The 20116-nt window shown below is 33.3% G+C and carries 12 protein-coding genes; 1 reads left to right on the forward strand and 11 read right to left on the reverse strand.

Annotated features, from left to right (window positions below; translation table 11 throughout):
- Nucleotides 1-67 precede the first annotated feature (67 nt).
- Nucleotides 68-487, reverse strand: coding sequence for a large conductance mechanosensitive channel protein MscL (gene mscL / locus K5R64_RS10050; protein WP_220763165.1), 420 nt, complete (start codon nucleotides 485-487; stop codon nucleotides 68-70).
- 82 nt (nucleotides 488-569) lie between these two features.
- A complete protein-coding gene (locus tag K5R64_RS10055; protein ID WP_220763168.1) occupies nucleotides 570-3014 on the reverse strand; it encodes a bifunctional UDP-N-acetylmuramoyl-tripeptide:D-alanyl-D-alanine ligase/alanine racemase in 2445 nt (814 codons plus the stop codon).
- A gap of 152 nt (nucleotides 3015-3166) precedes the next feature.
- Between K5R64_RS10055 and K5R64_RS10060 the strand changes: the two genes are divergently transcribed.
- Nucleotides 3167-3772, forward strand: a complete 606-nt coding sequence (locus K5R64_RS10060) for a hypothetical protein (protein ID WP_220763169.1) — start codon at nucleotides 3167-3169, stop codon at nucleotides 3770-3772.
- Here K5R64_RS10060 and K5R64_RS10065 read toward each other — a convergent pair.
- The 9 genes from K5R64_RS10065 to K5R64_RS10105 all read right to left on the reverse strand — a co-directional run bounded on the left by K5R64_RS10065 (nucleotide 3767) and on the right by K5R64_RS10105 (nucleotide 19958).
- Nucleotides 3767-4468, reverse strand: coding sequence for a porin family protein (locus tag K5R64_RS10065; protein ID WP_220763170.1), 702 nt, complete (start codon nucleotides 4466-4468; stop codon nucleotides 3767-3769). The two genes, K5R64_RS10060 and K5R64_RS10065, sit on opposite strands and share 6 nt — an antisense overlap.
- Nucleotides 4469-4820: 352 nt before the next feature.
- Complete coding sequence (locus tag K5R64_RS10070; RefSeq protein ID WP_220763171.1) at nucleotides 4821-5738, reverse strand: carbohydrate kinase family protein; 918 nt, start codon at nucleotides 5736-5738, stop codon at nucleotides 4821-4823.
- A 68-nt stretch (nucleotides 5739-5806) separates the two neighbouring features.
- Nucleotides 5807-6961 carry a DUF4960 domain-containing protein gene (locus K5R64_RS10075; protein WP_220763172.1) on the reverse strand — a complete coding sequence of 385 codons (1155 nt, stop codon included), beginning with the start codon at nucleotides 6959-6961 and terminating at the stop codon, nucleotides 5807-5809.
- 19 nt (nucleotides 6962-6980) lie between these two features.
- Complete coding sequence (locus K5R64_RS10080; protein WP_220763173.1) at nucleotides 6981-8819, reverse strand: hypothetical protein; 1839 nt, start codon at nucleotides 8817-8819, stop codon at nucleotides 6981-6983.
- 27 nt (nucleotides 8820-8846) lie between these two features.
- Nucleotides 8847-10550 carry a RagB/SusD family nutrient uptake outer membrane protein gene (locus tag K5R64_RS10085; RefSeq protein WP_220763174.1) on the reverse strand — a complete coding sequence of 568 codons (1704 nt, stop codon included), beginning with the start codon at nucleotides 10548-10550 and terminating at the stop codon, nucleotides 8847-8849.
- A 10-nt stretch (nucleotides 10551-10560) separates the two neighbouring features.
- Nucleotides 10561-13638, reverse strand: coding sequence for a TonB-dependent receptor (locus K5R64_RS10090; RefSeq protein ID WP_220763176.1), 3078 nt, complete (start codon nucleotides 13636-13638; stop codon nucleotides 10561-10563).
- A gap of 66 nt (nucleotides 13639-13704) precedes the next feature.
- Nucleotides 13705-15240 carry a glycoside hydrolase family 32 protein gene (locus K5R64_RS10095; protein ID WP_255580343.1) on the reverse strand — a complete coding sequence of 512 codons (1536 nt, stop codon included), beginning with the start codon at nucleotides 15238-15240 and terminating at the stop codon, nucleotides 13705-13707.
- Between the two features lie 68 nt (nucleotides 15241-15308).
- Nucleotides 15309-16655 (reverse strand): sugar porter family MFS transporter, encoded by a 1347-nt coding sequence (locus K5R64_RS10100; RefSeq protein ID WP_220763180.1) that lies wholly within the window; start codon nucleotides 16653-16655, stop codon nucleotides 15309-15311.
- Nucleotides 16656-17411: 756 nt separating this feature from the next.
- Nucleotides 17412-19958, reverse strand: coding sequence for a GH32 C-terminal domain-containing protein (locus tag K5R64_RS10105; RefSeq protein WP_220763182.1), 2547 nt, complete (start codon nucleotides 19956-19958; stop codon nucleotides 17412-17414).
- Nucleotides 19959-20116: the final 158 nt, after the last annotated feature.

Raw genomic sequence — 20116 nt, forward strand, 5'->3', positions numbered from 1 at the left:
CAGTTACAAGACGGTTTATACCTGAATTGCATTCAAGTTGGTTACAGAATATATAATGTAGCGGAAATTATTTCTTCAATAAATCTCTAATTTGGATTAATAATTCTTCTTGTGTTGGTCCTGCAGGTGGTGCTGGAGCAACAACTTCTTCTTTCTTCTTAGCTCTTTCAGCAGCTCTAAGCACCACAAAAATAAAGAACGAAATAATTACAAAATTAATCGTTGCTTGCACTAAATTACCATACGTAATTACGGCTGCCCCAGCTGCTTTGGCTGCGGCTAAATCAGGATAACTATTCCCATCCAACGAAATAAATTTCGTAGTAAAATCAATACCTCCTGTTAGCAACCCCACGATAGGCATGATGACATCATCAACCGCTGAACTGACAATCTTACCAAAAGCACCACCAATTACCACAGCAGTTGCTAAACTTAATACATCACCTTTCATTAGAGAGGCTTTAAAATCACTAAAAAATCCCATAGTTATCCTTTTTTTGTTAAACGTAAACACTAAAATAATTATTTTTTTGCATCAATGCTATTTTCATCTCAAAAAATCCGTCTTACCTGTAGAAAACACGCTTCACTCGTTGTGAAATGCTTGTCAATATCTCATAAGGAATCGTTTTTAAGGCCAGCGCCATTTCGACTACCGTAGGACTTTCTCCAAAAATAATAACATCGTCACCCTCTACACAATCAATTTCGGTTACATCTACCATCAACATATCCATACACACACTTCCTAAAATGGTGGCTTTTTTATTTTTAATAGTCACATAACCTACTCCATTGCCCCAAGCTCTCGATATTCCATCAGCATAACCAATGGGTATGGTGGCCACCTTAGTCTCTTTTTGTGCCATAAAACGCCTACCGTAGCCGACACTATCTCCAGCAGGAATAGTACGTATTTGAGAAATAACCGATTTGAGTGTTCCTACATTCTCCAAAAATTTTTGTTCTTCTGCATCATTGGAAACGCCATACAATCCAATCCCTAAACGCACCATATTGAACTGGGCTTCAGGAAAATTACTAATCCCCGAGGTGTTCAAAATATGTCGTATCGGGTTAATTTGCAATTCGGTCATAATTTGCGAAGACAATTCATCAAAAAGTTGAATCTGTTGTTTGGCAAATGCATAATGCGCCCCATCATCACTGGTAGCCATATGAGACAAAATACTTTTTACCTGAACACGAGTATTCCCTTTTAAGGTTTGAATCAGTTCAGGCAACTGATTTCGTTCAAACCCCAAACGATGCATACCCGTATCTATTTTGATATGAAAAGGAAAATGTTGTAAGTTTTTATGTTCTGCTATTTTTAAAAAATTATGCAAGCCTCTGAGCGTATAAATTTCAGGTTCTAATTGATACTGAATAATCGATGAAAAACTTGTGCTTTCAGGATTTAGAACCATTATAGGCAAACGAATTCCATCATTTTTTAATGAAATTCCTTCGTCAGCAAATGCCACCCCTAAATAATCCACCTGGTGATGCTCCAATAAACTAGCAATTTCTAATCCGCCATTACCGTACCCAAATGCTTTGACCATTACCATGATTTTGACCTGAGGTTGTAATTTGGCTTTAAAGAAATTCAGATTATAACTTAGTGCATTGAGGTTGATTTCCAGTACCGTTTCATGCTTTTTTTGCTCTAAGACCGCCACTATTTCTTCAAATTCAAAAGAACGTGCACCTTTGACCAGAATCGTTTCATTGGAAAATTCTAAATTTTCAAAATCAGCTAAGAAATCAGCGGTATGAGGATAAGCTATACAATTGGTAAAAAGGGTTTTAAATTTGACAATCGTTTCTCCAATACCTATTACTCGCTGAATATTATTGGCCACCACTAATTTGGCTACGCGACCGTATAACTCTTCATCCGAAAGCCCACTCTGAAAAATATCGGAAAGGATTAAGGTTTTCTTCTGGAACTTGTTTTGGCTTTCTAAAAAATCCAAGGCAATTTTCAAAGACTGAAAATCAGAACTATAACTGTCATCAATCAGATTGCAATTATTGATTCCGTTTTTCACTTCCAATCGCATTTGCACTGGATACAACATGCTCATCCGGGAAGCAATAGTTTCGTTGTCATAATTTAAATACAACAAGACCAACAAACATGAAATAGCATTTTCAATAGAGGCTCTATCCTCAAAGGGAATTTCAATTGAGTGTGAATGGTTTTTGTATTGGTAGGAAATGGTGGTTTTATGATTTGCGTTTTTGGTGTGTGAGACAAAGACATCAGCAGTTTTATCTGTAAAACTCCAACTAAAGGTAGTTATCCCCACTGGAATAACAGGAGTTACTCGCTCGTCTTTTTGATAAACCAAAACTTCCACATGAGAAAAAAGTTTTAATTTTTCGGTAATTTTTTGTGTTGTATTGGCAAAACCTTCATCGTGTGAAGTCCCAATATTGGTTAAAACTCCTATAGTAGGCTTTACGATAGGTTCCAACTTTTCCATCTCGGCAACGGTAGAAATACCAGCTTCAAAAATCCCTAAGTTGTGTTTTTCATTTATTGCTATAACCGACAAGGGAACTCCTACTTGCGAATTAAAACTTTTTGGACTTCGGATAATATTAAAATCAGGACTCAACAAAAAATTGAGCCATTCTTTGACAATGGTTTTGCCATTACTACCCGTAATCCCGATAACAGGAAAATCGAATAAACTGCGGTAATAAATAGCAAATTTCTGTAAGGCCACCAACGTATTATCTACCACCAAGTAAGTAGCTTTATCCTCTAATCCTTCGGGAATATACGACACCACAAAGGCAGCAACCCCTTCTTCGATTAGTTCTGCAATATATTGATGCCCATTATTATTGGGCCCAATCAAGGCAAAAAACAACGTAGTCGCTCCGTTATGAGAGGAACGACTGTCTATGGAAACATGTTCAATATGACCCGATGAACAATCACCGTGGCATTTTGCCGACAAAACGGAAACACAATTTTTTAATGGAATACTCATGGATATTATAATCTTCCTCAAAAATAACATTTCTTAGTCATTTGTACCTATGAGTCGTACTATTTTCTAGCCTAGGGTTAAAACCTTTTCGAGCGTTACATAAAGCCTGACAATTTTATTATATTTGTTTAACTAACCTCTATACCATTATTTTGAAAAAATTCCTCATCTCCTTTTCTTATATTTTCCACCCTTTATTCATCCCATTATACGCTACTTTTTTTTATGTTTTTGCCAATCATTCGTATGCTGTAACCAAAGAAAAAACAATAATTTTCCTTCAAGTTGTAGTGGTAACAATTTTGATTCCTTTATTGGTTTTTTATTTATTACGATCTATTGGAAAAATCAGTTCAGCTATGGCGCCTAAAATAGGGGAACGCAAAATGCCCTTAGTCATTCAGTGTTTTTTAATTATTCTTTTAGTAAAAAAAGGGATTACCATTGAGCAGTATCCTGAATTTCATTTTTTCTTTCTGGGCGCCTTACTTAGTACGCTAATTGCATTATTATTGTTATTCGCAAAAACTAAAGTCAGTCTTCACATGATGGGAATAAGCGCTTTGACAATGTTTGTTTTTGGTTTAAGTAGGCATTTCCAAACCCAAAACACTGTTTGGATTACCTTTTTACTTTTTATGAATGCAGCAGTAGCTTCGTCCCGATTAGAAATGAGAGCTCATACACCAAAAGAATTAACCATTGGTTTTCTTTTAGGAAGTATTCCTCAAATGATGTTAATGTATTTGTGGCTATAAAATATAAAAAATAACCCCTACATTAAATGCATTCATATCAATGTTTTGATTGTTGACTTTGGCTGATTTAAAAATCCCATTCAACCCGTAATACACATACACATTGAAGGTATTGTAACCCGTTGCGGCATAAATTCCGTACTGCAAGGTTTCAAAATCTTTATTACGAGTAATAATGGTTCTTCCATCAGCACTTTCGGAGATGTAACGGTCATATATCAGATAACTGAACTTGACACCGCCATAAATACGCCAAAATTTATAGGATTCATAAGTAGAAGTTCGCCAACGAAATTCTAAGGGAACATCAACCAATAATTGAGAAAATCGATTCTTACTATAATCCGAGGTGGAGGCAAAAAGTGCATAACTAATCTCCTGACCGTTTTGTTCAATATCCAAATTTTGAATAAAATTATTATAGGTAAACCCTATTCCAGTAGCAAGAGCAACGTTTCTTTTTTTATTTACGGGCATGTCTCTTAAAAATCCAGCTGAAAATCCAGTTGAAAATTTGTTTTGGGTCAAATCAGCAGGTTTGTTCTTGAGGTTGTTAAAAGTAAACCCAAAATAAAACTGATCTTCTCTATACAAAGAATCTACCGCTACCATAGGAGCCGGCAGACTTTTTAATTCTTCTTGTGCTACTACATTAAAAAAGGAGACTACAGCTATAATACAAAGAAGTTGACGCATTTTAAAAAATCAGATTAATAAAGACAAATATAACTATTTCTCATCAGGTTTATTGCCTGATTCCCATCGTTGTTTATCGTTTGTTTTTTGATAAAATACATCCTTCGAGCAACATTTAGAATAGTTTTTTCCATTCATGATCCAACTTTTGATTTATTTTTTTTCAAAATCAATTTTTTAAATTATTTATAATAAGAAATGAAGATAAAAAAACCCCTAAAAACATACGTTTTTTAGGGGTTTTGTCTTACTTTTTTTCAGATTGAATTCAATTTCTACAGATTACTCACTTGTATATTTGTAAAACAGTCGAACAAACTATCCAAATTTAGGATTAGCAGAATAAATATTATTAGTCACTTTTAGTCTTTTCTTCAATCATCATAAACTTTCTAATCTCTGTGTCACTTATCTTAGGATTAGCTCCTTCCTGACCTGCAACTAAAGCGCCTACTGCACATGCATAATTTAATGCTTTTTGAGGTGATTTCCCTTTTAGTAATTTCATTGTTAATGACGCTAAAAAAGAATCCCCAGCCCCTACGGTATCAACTACTTTTATAAAGTAACCGCTATTATAAAAGAACTTCCCATCATAATACAGCACCGCTCCAAATTCTCCTTTGGTTACACATATGTGTTTTGCCTTTGTTTTCTTAGCAATAAACTTAATGTTTTGTTCGAAAGAATTATATGGGGAATTCAACTCACGACTTATTTCTCTTAGTTCTTCATCATTCAGCTTAATAAAATCAGCTTTTGACATTAGCTCAATTAGTACCTCAGTAGTATAATAAGGCGCGCGAAGATTAGCATCTAACACTTTATATTTTGCTACTTCTAACAAAGCCAACAAAGTTGTTCTGGATAGTTCGTCTCTACAAATTAAACTGCCAAAAACAAATGCATCAGCTGCTGAAACTAACTGTTTCATTTCATCAGTCAGTTGAATTTTATCCCAAGCTGAAGGGTATAAAATATCATAAGAAGCGTTACCTTTTTCGTTAATCATAACATTAACCACTCCTGTCTTGTAATCGGCTCCTTCTTGAATATATTGTGTAGTACTTTGATGACTCTCGATAAACTCTTTGATATCGGAACCATTTTCATCTAATCCTACGCGACTTATCATCGTTGTTTGAATCCCAAATGAATTCATACGAAGTGCAACATTCAAAGGAGCTCCGCCAATTTTTTTATGAGTTGGAAAAACATCCCATAATACTTCCCCAAAGCAAACTGCTTTTAATTCTTTCTTATTTTTCATAACTTTAAAGTAAAAAAAGGGAGGAATCCCTCCCTTTTAATGGCACAATTACCAAATAACCAAATTAACTATTTTGTACCTAAATAATCTATTGCATTTCTGTAAATCCCTTTTATATTAAAAGCATACACATTTGTTCTTCCATCATTCATTGCCCATTCCATTCCTCCAAATCCAATTCCGATGATAGTCCCTGCATAAACAGAAGTTGGAGTAAATTCAACAATTCCAGCAACTGCTTCATCTGTAACACCACTCCAAGTTGCTAAAACCTTAGCTCCATATAATCGTTGAAACTCTGCAAATTGTCCTAATTGATGTCCTGGAGCTAATAAAGGCCCTAAATCCCACATGGTATTGTGATCTTCTTTGAATCCTCCATTGATAACTGGGAAGTATCCATTTACATCGGATGAAATTATAGTCGTAAAATTGTATATTGGACTACTTCTTTGATCAATTTGAAAATTAACACCGCCATCAATAGACCATACATCATTATTGATTCCTCCAGCGCTACTACTTTTAATCGTCAATAACCCACTTTTATCTCTTCCAACTACTTCAGCATAACTAGTTGCCATACCTCCCAAAAGCATTTTTCCGCCTTCAACAACATATTGAATTAATACATTCTTTTTATCTAAACTTGCTTGAGGTAAATTTGAACTTCCTGTATTGTCATAGAAAAAGAATACTACGTTTACAGACTTCAATGCTTCTATTGTCAAATTAGAAAATGGAATATAAACAAACTTATCACCATAAGTATCTTTTGTCCATTGTGCAGCTGCTTTTACATCATCATCACTAATTGCATCCATGGTCAATGCTTCATTAACAAATGCTATTTGACTTGGCAACAAACGTGCGTTTACGATATATTTCCTTGTTTTTCCACCTGATTTCGCAGTGATTTCCAGAGGTGTTGTTAAATCGACCATAGTCCCATTTGCTGGAGAAATTTCTACCCCTTGAGGACTTCTTATTTCTAAAACAACGGATGACAAATTAACATCAGATGGCAGTACAAAATCAACAACACCTGATAAATTATCTATTGTTGCACTCGTTTGTCCAATTTTAATTGACTCAATTATATTTAGTGTGTTTGGTAAGTCATCATCATGATTTAGACGCTCTTCGCATGAGTATGTTATTGTTGCTATTACTAGCAACAATACATACTTTAGATATAATTTATTTATAAATATATTTTTCATATTATTTTCTTTTAATTAACTAGTCATTGTTTATACTATATAGATAATCAATGATGTTCTTTGTGAACGTTTTAATATTATTTTGATAATCATTAGTAGTTCCATTAGAATTCCATTCGTACCCTACAATTGTATTTGAAATTGTAAAAATATGTCCTTTGAAATCCGTTGGGATTTGAGTATCGAAAGAAGCATCATTCGTTAAATCTGTTCTTTTGAATTCTACTGCTCCATAACCAAAAGCATCACCAATATGTCTCAGAGTTCCAAATTTGACAGCCGTCAAGGTTTTTTCGAATTTCGTTGCTGCATCAGAACCACAACAACTTGGATTCAAAATACCATCAAAATGTTGCCACCAGATTAAACGTACTTCTCTATTTGCACTATTTTGCAATGGCAAATACTCATTTCCTAGGCCTCCTTCAAAAGTCAATCCATTAAAAATAGCATGTGTACGTCTGTTTCCAGAATTGTTAGTATCTCTCATTCCTAATCCCCAAATATCATCTGATGGTTTACCTGTATCGTAACATCCTGTTTCGGTAGCACAGCCAAATTCAGAGAACACATAATTCCCTGGAGCTCGTGCTGCACCAAAATTAGCAGGAACTCTTCCTAATGAAAAGATAAATGGACTAGGGTCACCAGCAATAAGCATATCACCTCCTGCTTTAGCCCACGACTTAAGTACCTGTGCTTGTGAACCACCTGCTCTTAAACCTACTGGCAACATGGTAGAAACATTTGTAGCTGTAGCTGAGAACCCTTGATTTTCTTTTGGAGTTAAATAATACAACATTGCTACTTTTACATCTGCAATATTTTGAGCTGAAACATCTGCAATTTTGATATATTTAAAATTTGCTCCATAAGTTGCCTGCATCCAAGTTGCAGCAGCTTTTGCATCATCATCGATCAATGAATTAATATCATTTTCAAGACCTAGGAAAGCATACTTTGTAGGAGTAATTGTTTCTACAGTTACACTATATGCTTTTGTTAAATTTTCTTTATTTTTCACTGTAAAAGTTACCGCTCCATTTAAGAAATTTTGAGTTGTTCCTGAAGACGGAGTGACTGTTTGCTCCGCTGGCAAAGTAATCACAGGAGATAAACTTGACTTATTAGTTCCTGAAGGTAATATTACAAGAATCGAATTAGAACTGTTGTCAATAATTCCAGTTACACCATTAATTGTGAATGCATCAATACGAGGTGCTTGAATTTGAGTAACTGTAACCGTATATTGTTTTGCGGTATAACCATTATTTGATAATATGGTATAAACCTTCGCTGAAGTGAAATTTCTTGCTACACCAGAAGCAAAATCAACAGTTGTTCCTTCAGCAATTTCGAATGTAGGAGCTAAATTACTCAAATCACCATCTTGGCTACCAATCTCAACTTTAATAGTTTTATTTACTTCGTCAATCACTCCCATCTTATCACCAATGGAGAATGAAAGCATTTTGGGATTACCATAAGCTCCAATATTAGCGGTATAAGTTCTATGAGCTCCATTTGTTGAAACCACTTCGAAGGTTACAGGTCCATTACTAAAATCAATAGTTGTTCCCGAAGCAGGTGTTACCGTAGCTGATTCTGGAAGTCTTATTTCAACAGGAACATTTTTTAAATCTGTTCCAGAAGGCAAGGTCATTGTAATGGTACCAATAGTATGGTTTATCTCAGCATACTTAGTACCTACCTTAAAAGATTGTATTATAGATTCCGTATAATCGGGAACACTATCTGAGAAATTATCATCTTTTTCACAAGAAATAACTGCGAACACAAGCATCATAAATGCTATTGCTATTTTAAAAATAGACAGGTGATTTTGAATTGTTTTCATATTTTTAATTTTTAGTTAGTTTTATAGTTAGTATCCAATTCTTTGTTTGTACACATTAGAACTTGCATCGATTTCGATTTGTGGTATTGGTAAATATTGTTCATGTGCCTGTAAAGAAGCTGATTGTAAATAGGATCGACGTGTTTTTTCAACTTGGATATAATTACTAACATATTGTTCAGCAATTCCCCAACGCACTAAATCATAAAAACCATGACCTTCATTAGCCAACTCTAATCTTCTTTCCATCCTAAGTGCTTTTCTGGCAACATCTTGAGACAAATTCAACGGATAAAGATTGATTAAATAATTAGCTGCATTTACATTAGGATTATTAAAATCCTTTACATAAGGTGAAAGTTTTGCTCTATTTCTAATTTCGTTTATAAGAGCTATTCCGCCTGAAATATCAGAACCCGATTCTATTAAAGCTTCTGCCTTCCATAATAGTAAATCACTATATTTAATAATAGGAAAGTCTAAATTACCTAAAGCCCATGGAAAGCCTGTTGGATTAGAAGCTAACCCACTTGATTTTGGAGAGATGACATTTTTCTTTACTAGAAAATTTCCATAGGTAGCTGGATCTCTATTCCAATCTAATTGTTGAGGTCTTGCCGTCCAATCCTTCCAAGTAATACCTGTTCTACCTATTGCATGATCTAGTCTTGGGTCAACTAAATCTGTTGAAGTCACATTTGAATTATTAAAAGTATCAAATAATGGTAAACCATCAGGACCTACTTTATAAGCATTAACTAAATTCTGAGAAGGCTTATCAAAGTCATCCCCATTTAGATACGGATTATTAACATCATCTCCAGGACTATCAGGAGCATTCAATAAGTTTCCAAAATTTAAATTTCCATATTGAGACCCATCATTAATTGAATATTGTACAGCAAAAATATTTTCACGATTTGCATAACCTGGTATGGAGTATAATTTTTCTATATCGGTTACTAAGCCATATTGTTTGCCAATAACATAATTAGCACTAATAACGGCTTCAGGCCATTTTTTCTGAAAAACTTGTGCTTTACATAAAAAAGCATAAGCCACCACTTTATTTACTCTCCCTAAATCCTCTTGAGTATCTGGCAAAAGAGCTATAGCAGCATTTAAATCTCCCTCTACTTTTGACCACATAAAACTAGCATCAAAAGAATTCGGGATTTTATTAATTTGATCAATAGGTGTATTTTCATCGTACCAAACAATAGAGCCAAAGTTTTTAATCGCTTCAAAATAAAAATGAGCTCTTAGTACTTTTAATTCTCCAATTCTAATATTTTTATTAGGAAATGAAGCCTCATCAGTAGCGGTTATAGTTCTTAAAGCTGAATCCACCCTTTTAATTCCAAAATAAATAGCTCTCCATACATTATAAGCATTTTCACTAGAAGGGAATAAATCGTGTGTTTCTAACTGGTGCATTCCGCCGCCTGGATTATCACCAGTACCACCACCACCTTTATAAGCATCTCCACAACGTATATCACTTGTTGCCCAATTAGATGGTGCATGGTCGAAAGGCCAAAGGTCTCTAAATTCTCCAGTGTTATATCTGTAATCAAGGGCACTATAAGCCGCAATTACTAATTGTTCAGGATTAATGTTTTCAGCTGATAAAACATTATTTTCTTTTACATCTAAATCACTATCATCTACACATGAAAGCAATTGCATGCTAATCAATACAGTAAATATTATTTTAAATTTCGTTTTCATGTTTACTATTTTAAAAATTTGCATTAATTCCAAAGGTTATTGATTTTTTATGAGGGATTCCATAACCAGCCACACCTATTCCTCCAGCACTTAATCCAGAAACTTCATAATCAAAGCCCGTAAATGAGGTTATTGAAAATAAATTTTGTCCTACCAAATAGAATCGTAACTTATTCATTCCTATCTTTTTTGAAAAATCAGTATTGAAATTGTACCCAACTGTTATCGTTTTCAATCTTACATAAGAACCATCTTCAACAAAATAACTAGAGGCTTGCAATTCATTATTACTATTTAAAGTAGATAAAGCTGGAATATTTGAATTAGCATTACTAGGAGTCCATGCATCCAAAGTATTCGTTCCGTGATTGAAACTAAAATAATCAAAGTCTCCTATTGCACGTTGAGCGTTATACAAGTCATTTCCTTGTTTTCCGTCAAAATACAAGTTAAAATCAAACCCTTTATAAGAAGAATATAAGTTGATGCCGTAAATAAAATCTGGATGTGGGTTACCTATGATTGTTCTATCATTTTGGTCAATTTTACCATCAAGATTAACATCTCTGTAACGAATTCTACCCAAGTCTTTTCCCGGCTGATCAGCATGTACAGCAACTTCTTCTGGAGTTCTAAAAATACCGTCAGCAATTAATCCATAAAAGGAAGCAATTGGTGATCCTTTTTGGGTGATAGAGACCCCATTTAACAAGAAGTTAGAATCTGTATCTAAACTTTCTACATTATTTTTATAAGTAGAAAAATTGAAATCGGCTCCGTATTTAAATTCTCTAGTAGAATTGCTTTTGTAACTCAATACCGCCTCAATACCTTTGTTGCTTACAGAACCTGCATTAATTAATGGAGGCTGACTTTCTCCATTGATTGACAAAGCAATTGGTCTTAAAATCAAATCATTTGTTGTTTTGATAAAGAAATCAGATTGTAAAGACAAACGGTTATTAAAAAAACCTAAATCAAAACCTACATTGTATTGTTCTGTTGATTCCCATTTTAGATTAGGATTAGCTTGTCTTAATTGCAAGACTCCTCCAGCTGCACCAATACCACTCCCATCAATATTATAGTCTGAAAACTCCACTACATTTCCAACTGATTTATCAACAAAACTGGATAAAAAAGAGTAATCCCCAATTTGGTCATTACCATTAACTCCCCATGAAGCTCTTACCTTAAAATTAGAAACAGCTTTATTGTCTTTCAAAAAGTTTTCATTACTTGCATTCCAGGCTATAGAAGCTGCTGGGAAAATAGCATACTTGTTATTCGAACCAAATCTAGAAGAGCCGTCTCTTCTTACGCTTCCTGAAACAATATAACGGTCATCATAAACATACTTTAATGAACCAAATTGAGAAATTTTGAAAGCTTCTACTTTTCCAACTAATGTTTTAAATTGTGCATTATCGTTGACAACATATCCAGAAGGATTCGAAATATTCACACCATTAATTTGATTATTAAGAGAGTTATCTTCTCTCGCTGTATTTTCAATCCCTGCAAAAACAGCAAAGCGATGCTTACCGAAACTCTTATCGTATTTTAAAGAGTTGGTAAAAATGGTAGCCAAATAATCATTATCTATATCATCAGTTATAATGTTATTAAAAACTGATGGAATCACCCCATTAGTATTGAAGGCCTCAGTAGCCGTTTTAAATTTAAAAGTACCGTAATCAAAATTTAAGGTTGTATTGAATATTAAGTCATTAGTGATTTTAACATCCGCATACACATTCCCTAAAATCCTTTGACTCATTTGTTTGTTCTTTCTATTACTCCATAAATTTGCTAGTGAATTAGGCTTATCTTGTAATCCTCCCGTAATAATAGTCGCATAATCACCCAAATTAGAATAAACTGGAAGCATTGGATTTTGAAGTATTGCATTTTCAAATTCGTTAGCTTTTACTTCATTATATTTAGAATACAAGAAATTCTCTCCAATTGTTACTCTATCTTTTAAAAATTTATAAGAAGCATTCAATCTTGCATTAAAACGATCATAATTTGTATAACGCTGAATACCATTGTCTTCAGAATAACTTAACTGTGTATATAAACTGAAGTTTTCAGTTCCTTTTCTATAACCAAAATCGGTATTAGTAGAAAAAGAGTCATTCGTTATCACATCAACCCAATTTGTGTTTGCTGCTGTTTGTAATTGTCCTTGATCTAGATATTGCGGGATTGTAAATCCACTACCATTATTAATTAAGAAAGGATGAGTTGGTGATGCAATTCCAGCACCTAATTGAGCTTTGTATTCTACATCTGCCCATTGTTGAGAATTGAGAACATTTATTTTATCTCTAAGCCTATTTACAGTTACTTCGGATTGAAAACTAAATTCAGAAACACCTTTTTTACCTTTTTTAGTGGTTACTACAATAACTCCATTAGCAGCGGATGTTCCGTAAATGGCTGTTGAAGCACCATCTTTCAACACTTGAATAGATTCAATCTCTTCTGCATTTAAAGAAGAAGGATTTGTCGTTTGTACGCCATCAATTACCCAAAGTGGAGCTGAACCACTATTTACGGTCGTTAAACCTCTGATTGTAATTTGTGAATCATTTCCTCCTGGCGTTCCTCCTGAATTTACTTGTAAACCAGCCACACGTCCTTGTAAGGCAGTCAAAATATTAGGACTTGACTCTTGAGCAACTTCTGATACTTTAACCACCGAAATAGCTCCAGCCAAATCTGATTTTTTCTCTTTAGTATATCCTACTACAATTACTTCACCAAGAGTGTTCGTAGTTGATTTTAATTTAATTTTATATGTTTTTTGAGAGGTTATTTTGAGATTATAATCCTCATAACCAATATAAGTTACCACTAAAACATCACCTTGACTCGATTTTATTTGAAATTTACCATCAAAATCTGTAGTTGTTCCAGTCGTTGTTCCTTGAATAAGGATACTAGCTCCTGGTAAAGGTTGCCCTCCATCGTCCAATACGGTTCCATTAATCAGTGTTTGTTGCCCTGAAGCAAAAAACACTAAGAAAAACAAACAGATTGAAAAAATGTTTTTCTTATTTTTAAAATACTTGATTTTCATAAATTTAATATTTGGTTGTTAGTTAGATTAATTGTTTTTAATTTATCAGTTCTCGTTGTCATTAAATCATTTAGATTTTAATTGGTTTATTGACACATTTTTAAGTTCAAAATCAGAATTTGCTTTAACTATCGAAAAAGAATCCATTGGTTTATCTGAAAAAAATATTTCGGTCATTACGGTTTTTCCGTTATCGTAAAATACTTCTATTGATGTTTTATCAATTAATACTCTCACATCTATTGAATCAAAATCTGCTGTTATAGGTGCTACAGATATTTTCTTTGCAAAATCATTAGAAAATGAAGTTTGACCTGCATTTTTTCTATCTATATAGAAAAACTTATCTTTTTTATTAATTCCAAAGTGGATAGCATTTTTCTCTTTATTTGAAAGGATAAAATCATAATTTTCTTTCTTCAATCCATTCATGGTAAACCGAATATCTAATCTTGACATATCTGCTGAAGTTTCATCAATTATCACGGTTGTTTTATCAATTTTGATAGTGTCTTTTTTAATGGTTTTGGAAACGTATTTATCCAATTCCTTAACTGGTGCTGAAACAATTCGATAATGACCATTGGTATTAATAAGTTTTATTTCTCTAGCAATGGTGGTAGCACTTCTCCAATTTTTTGTAGGTACTTTATTAGCATATTCCCAATTAGACATCCAACCTATAAACAATTTACGACCATCAGCATCAGGAATATTGGACCAGGTAACTCCTGCATAATTATCCTTACCGTAATCCACCCATAAAGCTCCATATTTATTTAAATCCTGATTAAATGTTTCCTCTATTGAAAATGTTTTACCATCAAAATCACCAACAAAATATTGAGTAGCCGATCCGCCATTTGGCCCTCCAGGATTAATACTTTGTAAAAGCACCCATTTGGTTTCGTTTGAACCTTCTACTTTAATAGGGAAAAAATCAGGGCATTCCCAAGGTGCTCCATGCACACCCAAATTCTTACCAAAAGCAGAAGCCAATTCCCAATCAATTAAATTTGAAGAGCGATATATTTTTGTTTCCACATCCGCAGCTAAAACCATTATCCACTGATTATGGATAGCATCCCAAGTCATTTTTGGATCTCTAAAATCTTTGATATTAGGGTTTTTAATCACTGGATTATTCTTGTATTTAGTCCATGTCATTCCCTCATCTAACGAATATGCGATTGCCTGCGATTGATAATCTATTGCCCCTGTTTTTTCTTTGACAGGATCATGGTAGGTAAACATCGCTACAATAGGAGGGTTGTTTAAACTTCCAAAACCAGAAGTATTATTCACATCAACAACTGCACTACCTGAAAAAATATATCCCATTTCATCAGGATATAACGCAATTTTTTCTTCATTCCAAGTAATCATATCCTTGCTTGTTGCATGTCCCCAGTGCATTGGCCCCCAAACCGTATCATCAGGGTAATATTGAAAATATAGATGATATAATCCTTTATAAAAAAACATCCCATTGGGGTCATTCATCCATCCAGACTTAGGAGTGAAATGAAAATTAGGTCTATATAATTCTTCGTTAGATATCCCTTTATCAATACCTGTCATTGATGAACTACAACTATTCATTGTAATTATTATCACAATAAATAATACCCCTTTTAAAAAACCGATTTTTGATATATTGCCCATACTACTTATTGATTAATAATCCTACTTGTTTCCTCTTCGTTAGTTAATCCCATGCTAACCTCTTCTAAAGAGATTCCTTTAGTTTCTGGCATCATGAACATGACAAATAGTAACTGGAAAACCATCATTAAAGCAAAAAAAGCAAATACATTTCCTACGCCATAAAGAGTAAAGAATATTGGTACTAACGATGGAATAATAGCCGCTAAAACCCAATGAACCGAACTACCAAAAGATTGCCCTGAAGCGCGTAAATGATTTGGGAAAATTTCAGAAATAAATACCCAAATTACAGCCCCTTGTCCAATTGCATGTGCTGCAATAAACACAAACAGAAAAATCGGTACCGCCAATCCAGTCCAGCTTAAGTAAAACGACGCTGCAACTAATGAAAGAGAAAAAATATAACCAATAGAACCGAAAATCATCAATTTACGTCTTCCTAATCGGTCTATTAAATACACTCCAATTAATGTGAAAATTAAATTGATAAAACCAATTCCAATACTACTTAACAAAGCTGTCTTTGCTCCTAAACCAGCCTCTTCAAATATTCTTGGAGCATAATATAAAAAAGCGTTAATTCCAGATAATTGGTTAAAAGCTGCAATCAAGAATACTAAAATAAGTTGGAAACGGTATTTTTTCATAAAGATGTTCTCATTTAGAGGAGTACTAGTGCTATTTTTTAATAAATCATCTAAAATAGATTTGACATCTTCTTTTGAACCAATTTTTTCAAAAATACTTTTTGCTTCATCTATTCTATTTTTAGAATAGAGCCATCTTGGACTTTCAGGCAAACTAAATGCCATTAAAGAATAAATTATAGACGGAAAAACCTGAACTCCTAACATCCATCTCCAAGCATTCTCCCCAACATCACTCAAAAGATAATTAGACAAAAAGGCAGAAAGAATTCCTAAAACAATATTAAACTGATACAAACCAACTAATCTACCTCTATCCTTTGCAGGAGCAATTTCAGAAATATACGCTGGTGCAGCTATGGTTGAAGCTCCAATTCCTAACCCTCCTATAAACCTAAAAAATGCAAACACATAAGGATCGTTAGAAAGTGCTGTTCCCGCAGCTGATAAAGAAAATAAAACACCTATAATTAGTAAAGTCTTTTTTCTACCTATTTTATTTGTTGGTATTCCACCAAATATTGCACCTATAACGGTTCCCCAAAGTGCCATCGCCATAACTACTGAACCATGAAAAATATCACTCGAGTTCCATAATAATTGTAATGCTTTATCTGCTCCTGAAATTACTACGGTATCAAAACCAAAAAGGAAACCTGCAAAAGAAGCAATGACTGACCATCTTACTATTTTATTATTCATCAGATTGTGTGTTTTTAATTATATCCAAATTTATCATTTAACATTTGGACAACATTTTCGTAATGTATCTATTATCTCCAAATTGGTTACATCTTTAAAATCCCTTTGTTTACAAGCGATTACAAGTATTTCCTTTAAAGTTATATAATTAAAATTTCAAAAATGTAACATAAAACTCTATTATTGAAACAAGCCTATTTAGAAAAAAAATAATATTCATAAAAATTGAAATAATTAAATATGTACTTTATTATTTTTTAAACAAAACATTGGTATATAAAGAACCTATTATCTTTATTTCTATTGAATAATTGTCTTAAAATAAACTAGAATAGTAATTTTGACCTAGATGAGATTTGAATTATCGACTATACTGCTTATTTGTTACCAAAACATGATTATTGGCTCATTAAAAATCAATCAATTTATAGACTTCATGATTCCTGCAAGTTTTTTTTTGATAGAGGTCTTGATTATAACACCCCCTAATATTTATAAACTCTTGCCTGATTAATAACACAGATTAAAGAGATTTACACAGGTTTTTTAATTGTTTTGTAACAAAAAATCGGCAGAAATGTCGCGTGAAAAAATCAATAAAATCTTAATGCTGATTTTGGGTTTATTATTGTTGGTTTTAAAATTTCATCCTATAACAAGAATCATAAAAAAATGGATTATAGATACCTCTCAAATTGGCATCTATAATCCATTTTAAAAAAAGACTAATATTTCTTATGTCATCTTTAGTATGCTTTAGTTTACTATAATTTTTGCATCAAATAATTCTTTATTCACAAATCCTTTTATAATATAAACTCCAGTCATTGCCTGATTACCATTATCCATTATACCGTCCCATTTTATAATTGGATTATCTAAACTTAATTGAGTTTGAATTCTTTTTATGGGAAAACCATTAATATCAAAAACATAAGCATTAATAAAACTTGATTCAGTTATGGAATCAAACAAGATATTAAAGTCGTTTTTGGAGGGATTGGGAAAAACAACAGGATGAAGAATTTCTTTTAAAGAGTTGGGCTCAACTTTAGCCGTAGAAGTTACTCCACCACCTTGAATATTATAAATTTTCAAATCAGTAGCGGTAGCAATACCCCCTTGTGCATATAAATCGATTAAATTATTGGTTGTTGAAGGAAAAGAACGAGTTGCAAAAGCCAATTCGTCATTTATAAAAACTTCAATAACCGAAGCATCTACAAATATTCTCCACTTGATATTTCCTGCAGGTAAAACATAATTAGTAGATTGATTACTAAGTGGAACACCTGAAAGAATAGAGGATGAGCTACGGTCAACAACAAAACTACTTGATGAAAAATCATAATAAATCAGTGTTTTTTCACCTGTTCCTGCATTTTTATTAAGTGAAAAACCAACTTTAGTAGCCGTTCCAGGATCAATATCAGCTACAATTTCATATTGCGAACCAGAAGCTCCATTTAATACATTCGAACTATTTTGTCCAAAACTAACATTTGTAAAAGTTGTCTGACTACCTCTTAAACTCAATAAATTAGGATGTGGAACTTGCTTAATTTTGTTATTTACCAATGTCCAAACTCTGGGCAAACTAAAAACATGTGCCCAACCTTGCTCTTTATGTTTAGCTGAAGTTACACCGTCAGGAATTATTCCAATTGCCGTTAGGTTACCATTTGCATCTGGATGAATAGAAGGAGATAACAATTGATTAATTACATCCAAACGTTCAGGAACTGCATTATCCCTAACAAACTGTGTTCCATTAAAACTTCCTGTCCAGTACAAAGCATTTGCATTAGGTAATTTATTGATTAATAGAATAGCTTTAGAGCCAAAATTATAATATACAGGCATTTCCCAAAAATCACCTGTTCCGTCAACATTTGGGTTCCCCTCTAACATCGTTCCTTGCGCAGACCATTGTTTAAAGTCTGATGAAGTGGATTTAAATAAAAACAATCCTCCTCTTGCTGTACCAGTTCTAAGCCCCGTTCCTACCATCATATACCAATCTAAATTATGTTGAAAAACAAAAGGATCCCTAAAATCAGCATTCGCAATTGTGGTGGGTACATTGGGTATAATTGGAGTTGCATTTTTTGTCCAAGTATCGTAAGGAGCGGTTGAAGTTGCTAAACCTATCGCTGCTCTGACTTTATTTACACCTGTGTAAAAAATATAAGGTTGTCCTTCCTTTATAACCACATGACCCGACCATATACCCACTTCATCAAAGCCTGGTTGTGGCCATAAAACTTGTGTTTTTTCATCCCAACTTACTAAGTTGTTACTAACATAATGTCCCCAATTGATATGTTCTAAATAAGGCCCATTAAAATTTCTTTGACTAAACAAATGATATTTATTATCAATATATAATAATCCATGTGGCTCATTTGTCCAAGATGCAGATGGCATTAAATGGTATTTAGGTCTATGGATATCATTAGCGAATCGTTGTTCGACCGGTATTTTGAGATTTGGAATAGACGGATTTACTTTGTTGAATTCTGCTAAAATTTCAGTATTAGTCAAACTCTTACTCCATAAAGAGACTTTGTCTATCGCTCCATTTAATCCATTAGTATCAAAACCAGCTATAGTTTTGGTTTTTGATTCTTTACCTATAAAAATTGTTGCATTATTATCCCACAGAAGCGTTCCTACTGCAAATGAAACGTTTGTAATCTGGACTCCATCTAAAAACAAAGCAGCTGTTCCTTGAATAGCATTAATATTCAAAGCAATAAAACTCCATTTTTTTAACTTAACCTGCTCTTCTGAAACTATTTTAACCACTTCAGTTCCTACTTTAAATTGTCCAATAACTCTTCCGTACTGGTCAATACCAAGTGCAACACCAGCGTTTGTAGAAGTATTCACATTAGTAAATATAGAAGCATTAGTGTTTTCAGTAATTGGATCTAAATCTTTACGTTGAACAGGAAAAGAGGAAGGAGCAACCCAACCTGAAACGCAAACACTTGAAGAAGGATATGTTATACTAGCACTACCCGATGCCCAACCATAAAAACCATTTACCCGCAATGCATTTCCTTCTACACCACTAATTCTTTCAGCACTTCCAGATGGGCCATTTATATTAAAACTTGCACTCGTTTTAGATTCAGCACTTGTTTGTCCTGAAGACTCGTTAAAATTGAACAACAATAGCTCTGTTGTTTGATTTTGATTCGGGTTCGGATTCGGATTCGGATCAGTACTCGGGTCATTTTTAGATTTACATCCAAAAATGAATAGTACTATCATCATAATTGAAGTATACTTTTTCATTTTCACATTAATTTGATATAAAATTACTCGAGTATTACAAAAAACTAATTCAGTATTGTTACAGGATTTAAAATTAGTTTCAAAAAAAGACCAACACCCATAAAACAAGTAAACTAGCTCATTATCAGTCTTATCAAGCCAAGAAAAACATACTATAA

This window comes from Flavobacterium sp. UMI-01, from assembly GCF_019656315.1.
Lineage (GTDB): Bacteria > Bacteroidota > Bacteroidia > Flavobacteriales > Flavobacteriaceae > Flavobacterium.

What these genes read in the sequence shown, in the direction of transcription:
- K5R64_RS10080 (WP_220763173.1), bottom strand. Translation starts at nt 8,819, where the DNA reads ATGAAAACAATTCAAAATCACCTGTCTATTTTTAAAATAGCAATAGCA.
- mscL (WP_220763165.1), bottom strand. Translation starts at nt 487, where the DNA reads ATGGGATTTTTTAGTGATTTTAAAGCCTCTCTAATGAAAGGTGATGTA.
- K5R64_RS10090 (WP_220763176.1), bottom strand. Translation starts at nt 13,638, where the DNA reads ATGAAAATCAAGTATTTTAAAAATAAGAAAAACATTTTTTCAATCTGT.
- K5R64_RS10065 (WP_220763170.1), bottom strand. Translation starts at nt 4,468, where the DNA reads ATGCGTCAACTTCTTTGTATTATAGCTGTAGTCTCCTTTTTTAATGTA.
- K5R64_RS10105 (WP_220763182.1), bottom strand. Translation starts at nt 19,958, where the DNA reads ATGAAAAAGTATACTTCAATTATGATGATAGTACTATTCATTTTTGGA.
- K5R64_RS10075 (WP_220763172.1), bottom strand. Translation starts at nt 6,961, where the DNA reads ATGAAAAATATATTTATAAATAAATTATATCTAAAGTATGTATTGTTG.
- K5R64_RS10095 (WP_255580343.1), bottom strand. Translation starts at nt 15,240, where the DNA reads ATGAATAGTTGTAGTTCATCAATGACAGGTATTGATAAAGGGATATCT.
- K5R64_RS10070 (WP_220763171.1), bottom strand. Translation starts at nt 5,738, where the DNA reads ATGAAAAATAAGAAAGAATTAAAAGCAGTTTGCTTTGGGGAAGTATTA.
- K5R64_RS10055 (WP_220763168.1), bottom strand. Translation starts at nt 3,014, where the DNA reads ATGAGTATTCCATTAAAAAATTGTGTTTCCGTTTTGTCGGCAAAATGC.
- K5R64_RS10100 (WP_220763180.1), bottom strand. Translation starts at nt 16,655, where the DNA reads ATGAATAATAAAATAGTAAGATGGTCAGTCATTGCTTCTTTTGCAGGT.
- K5R64_RS10085 (WP_220763174.1), bottom strand. Translation starts at nt 10,550, where the DNA reads ATGAAAACGAAATTTAAAATAATATTTACTGTATTGATTAGCATGCAA.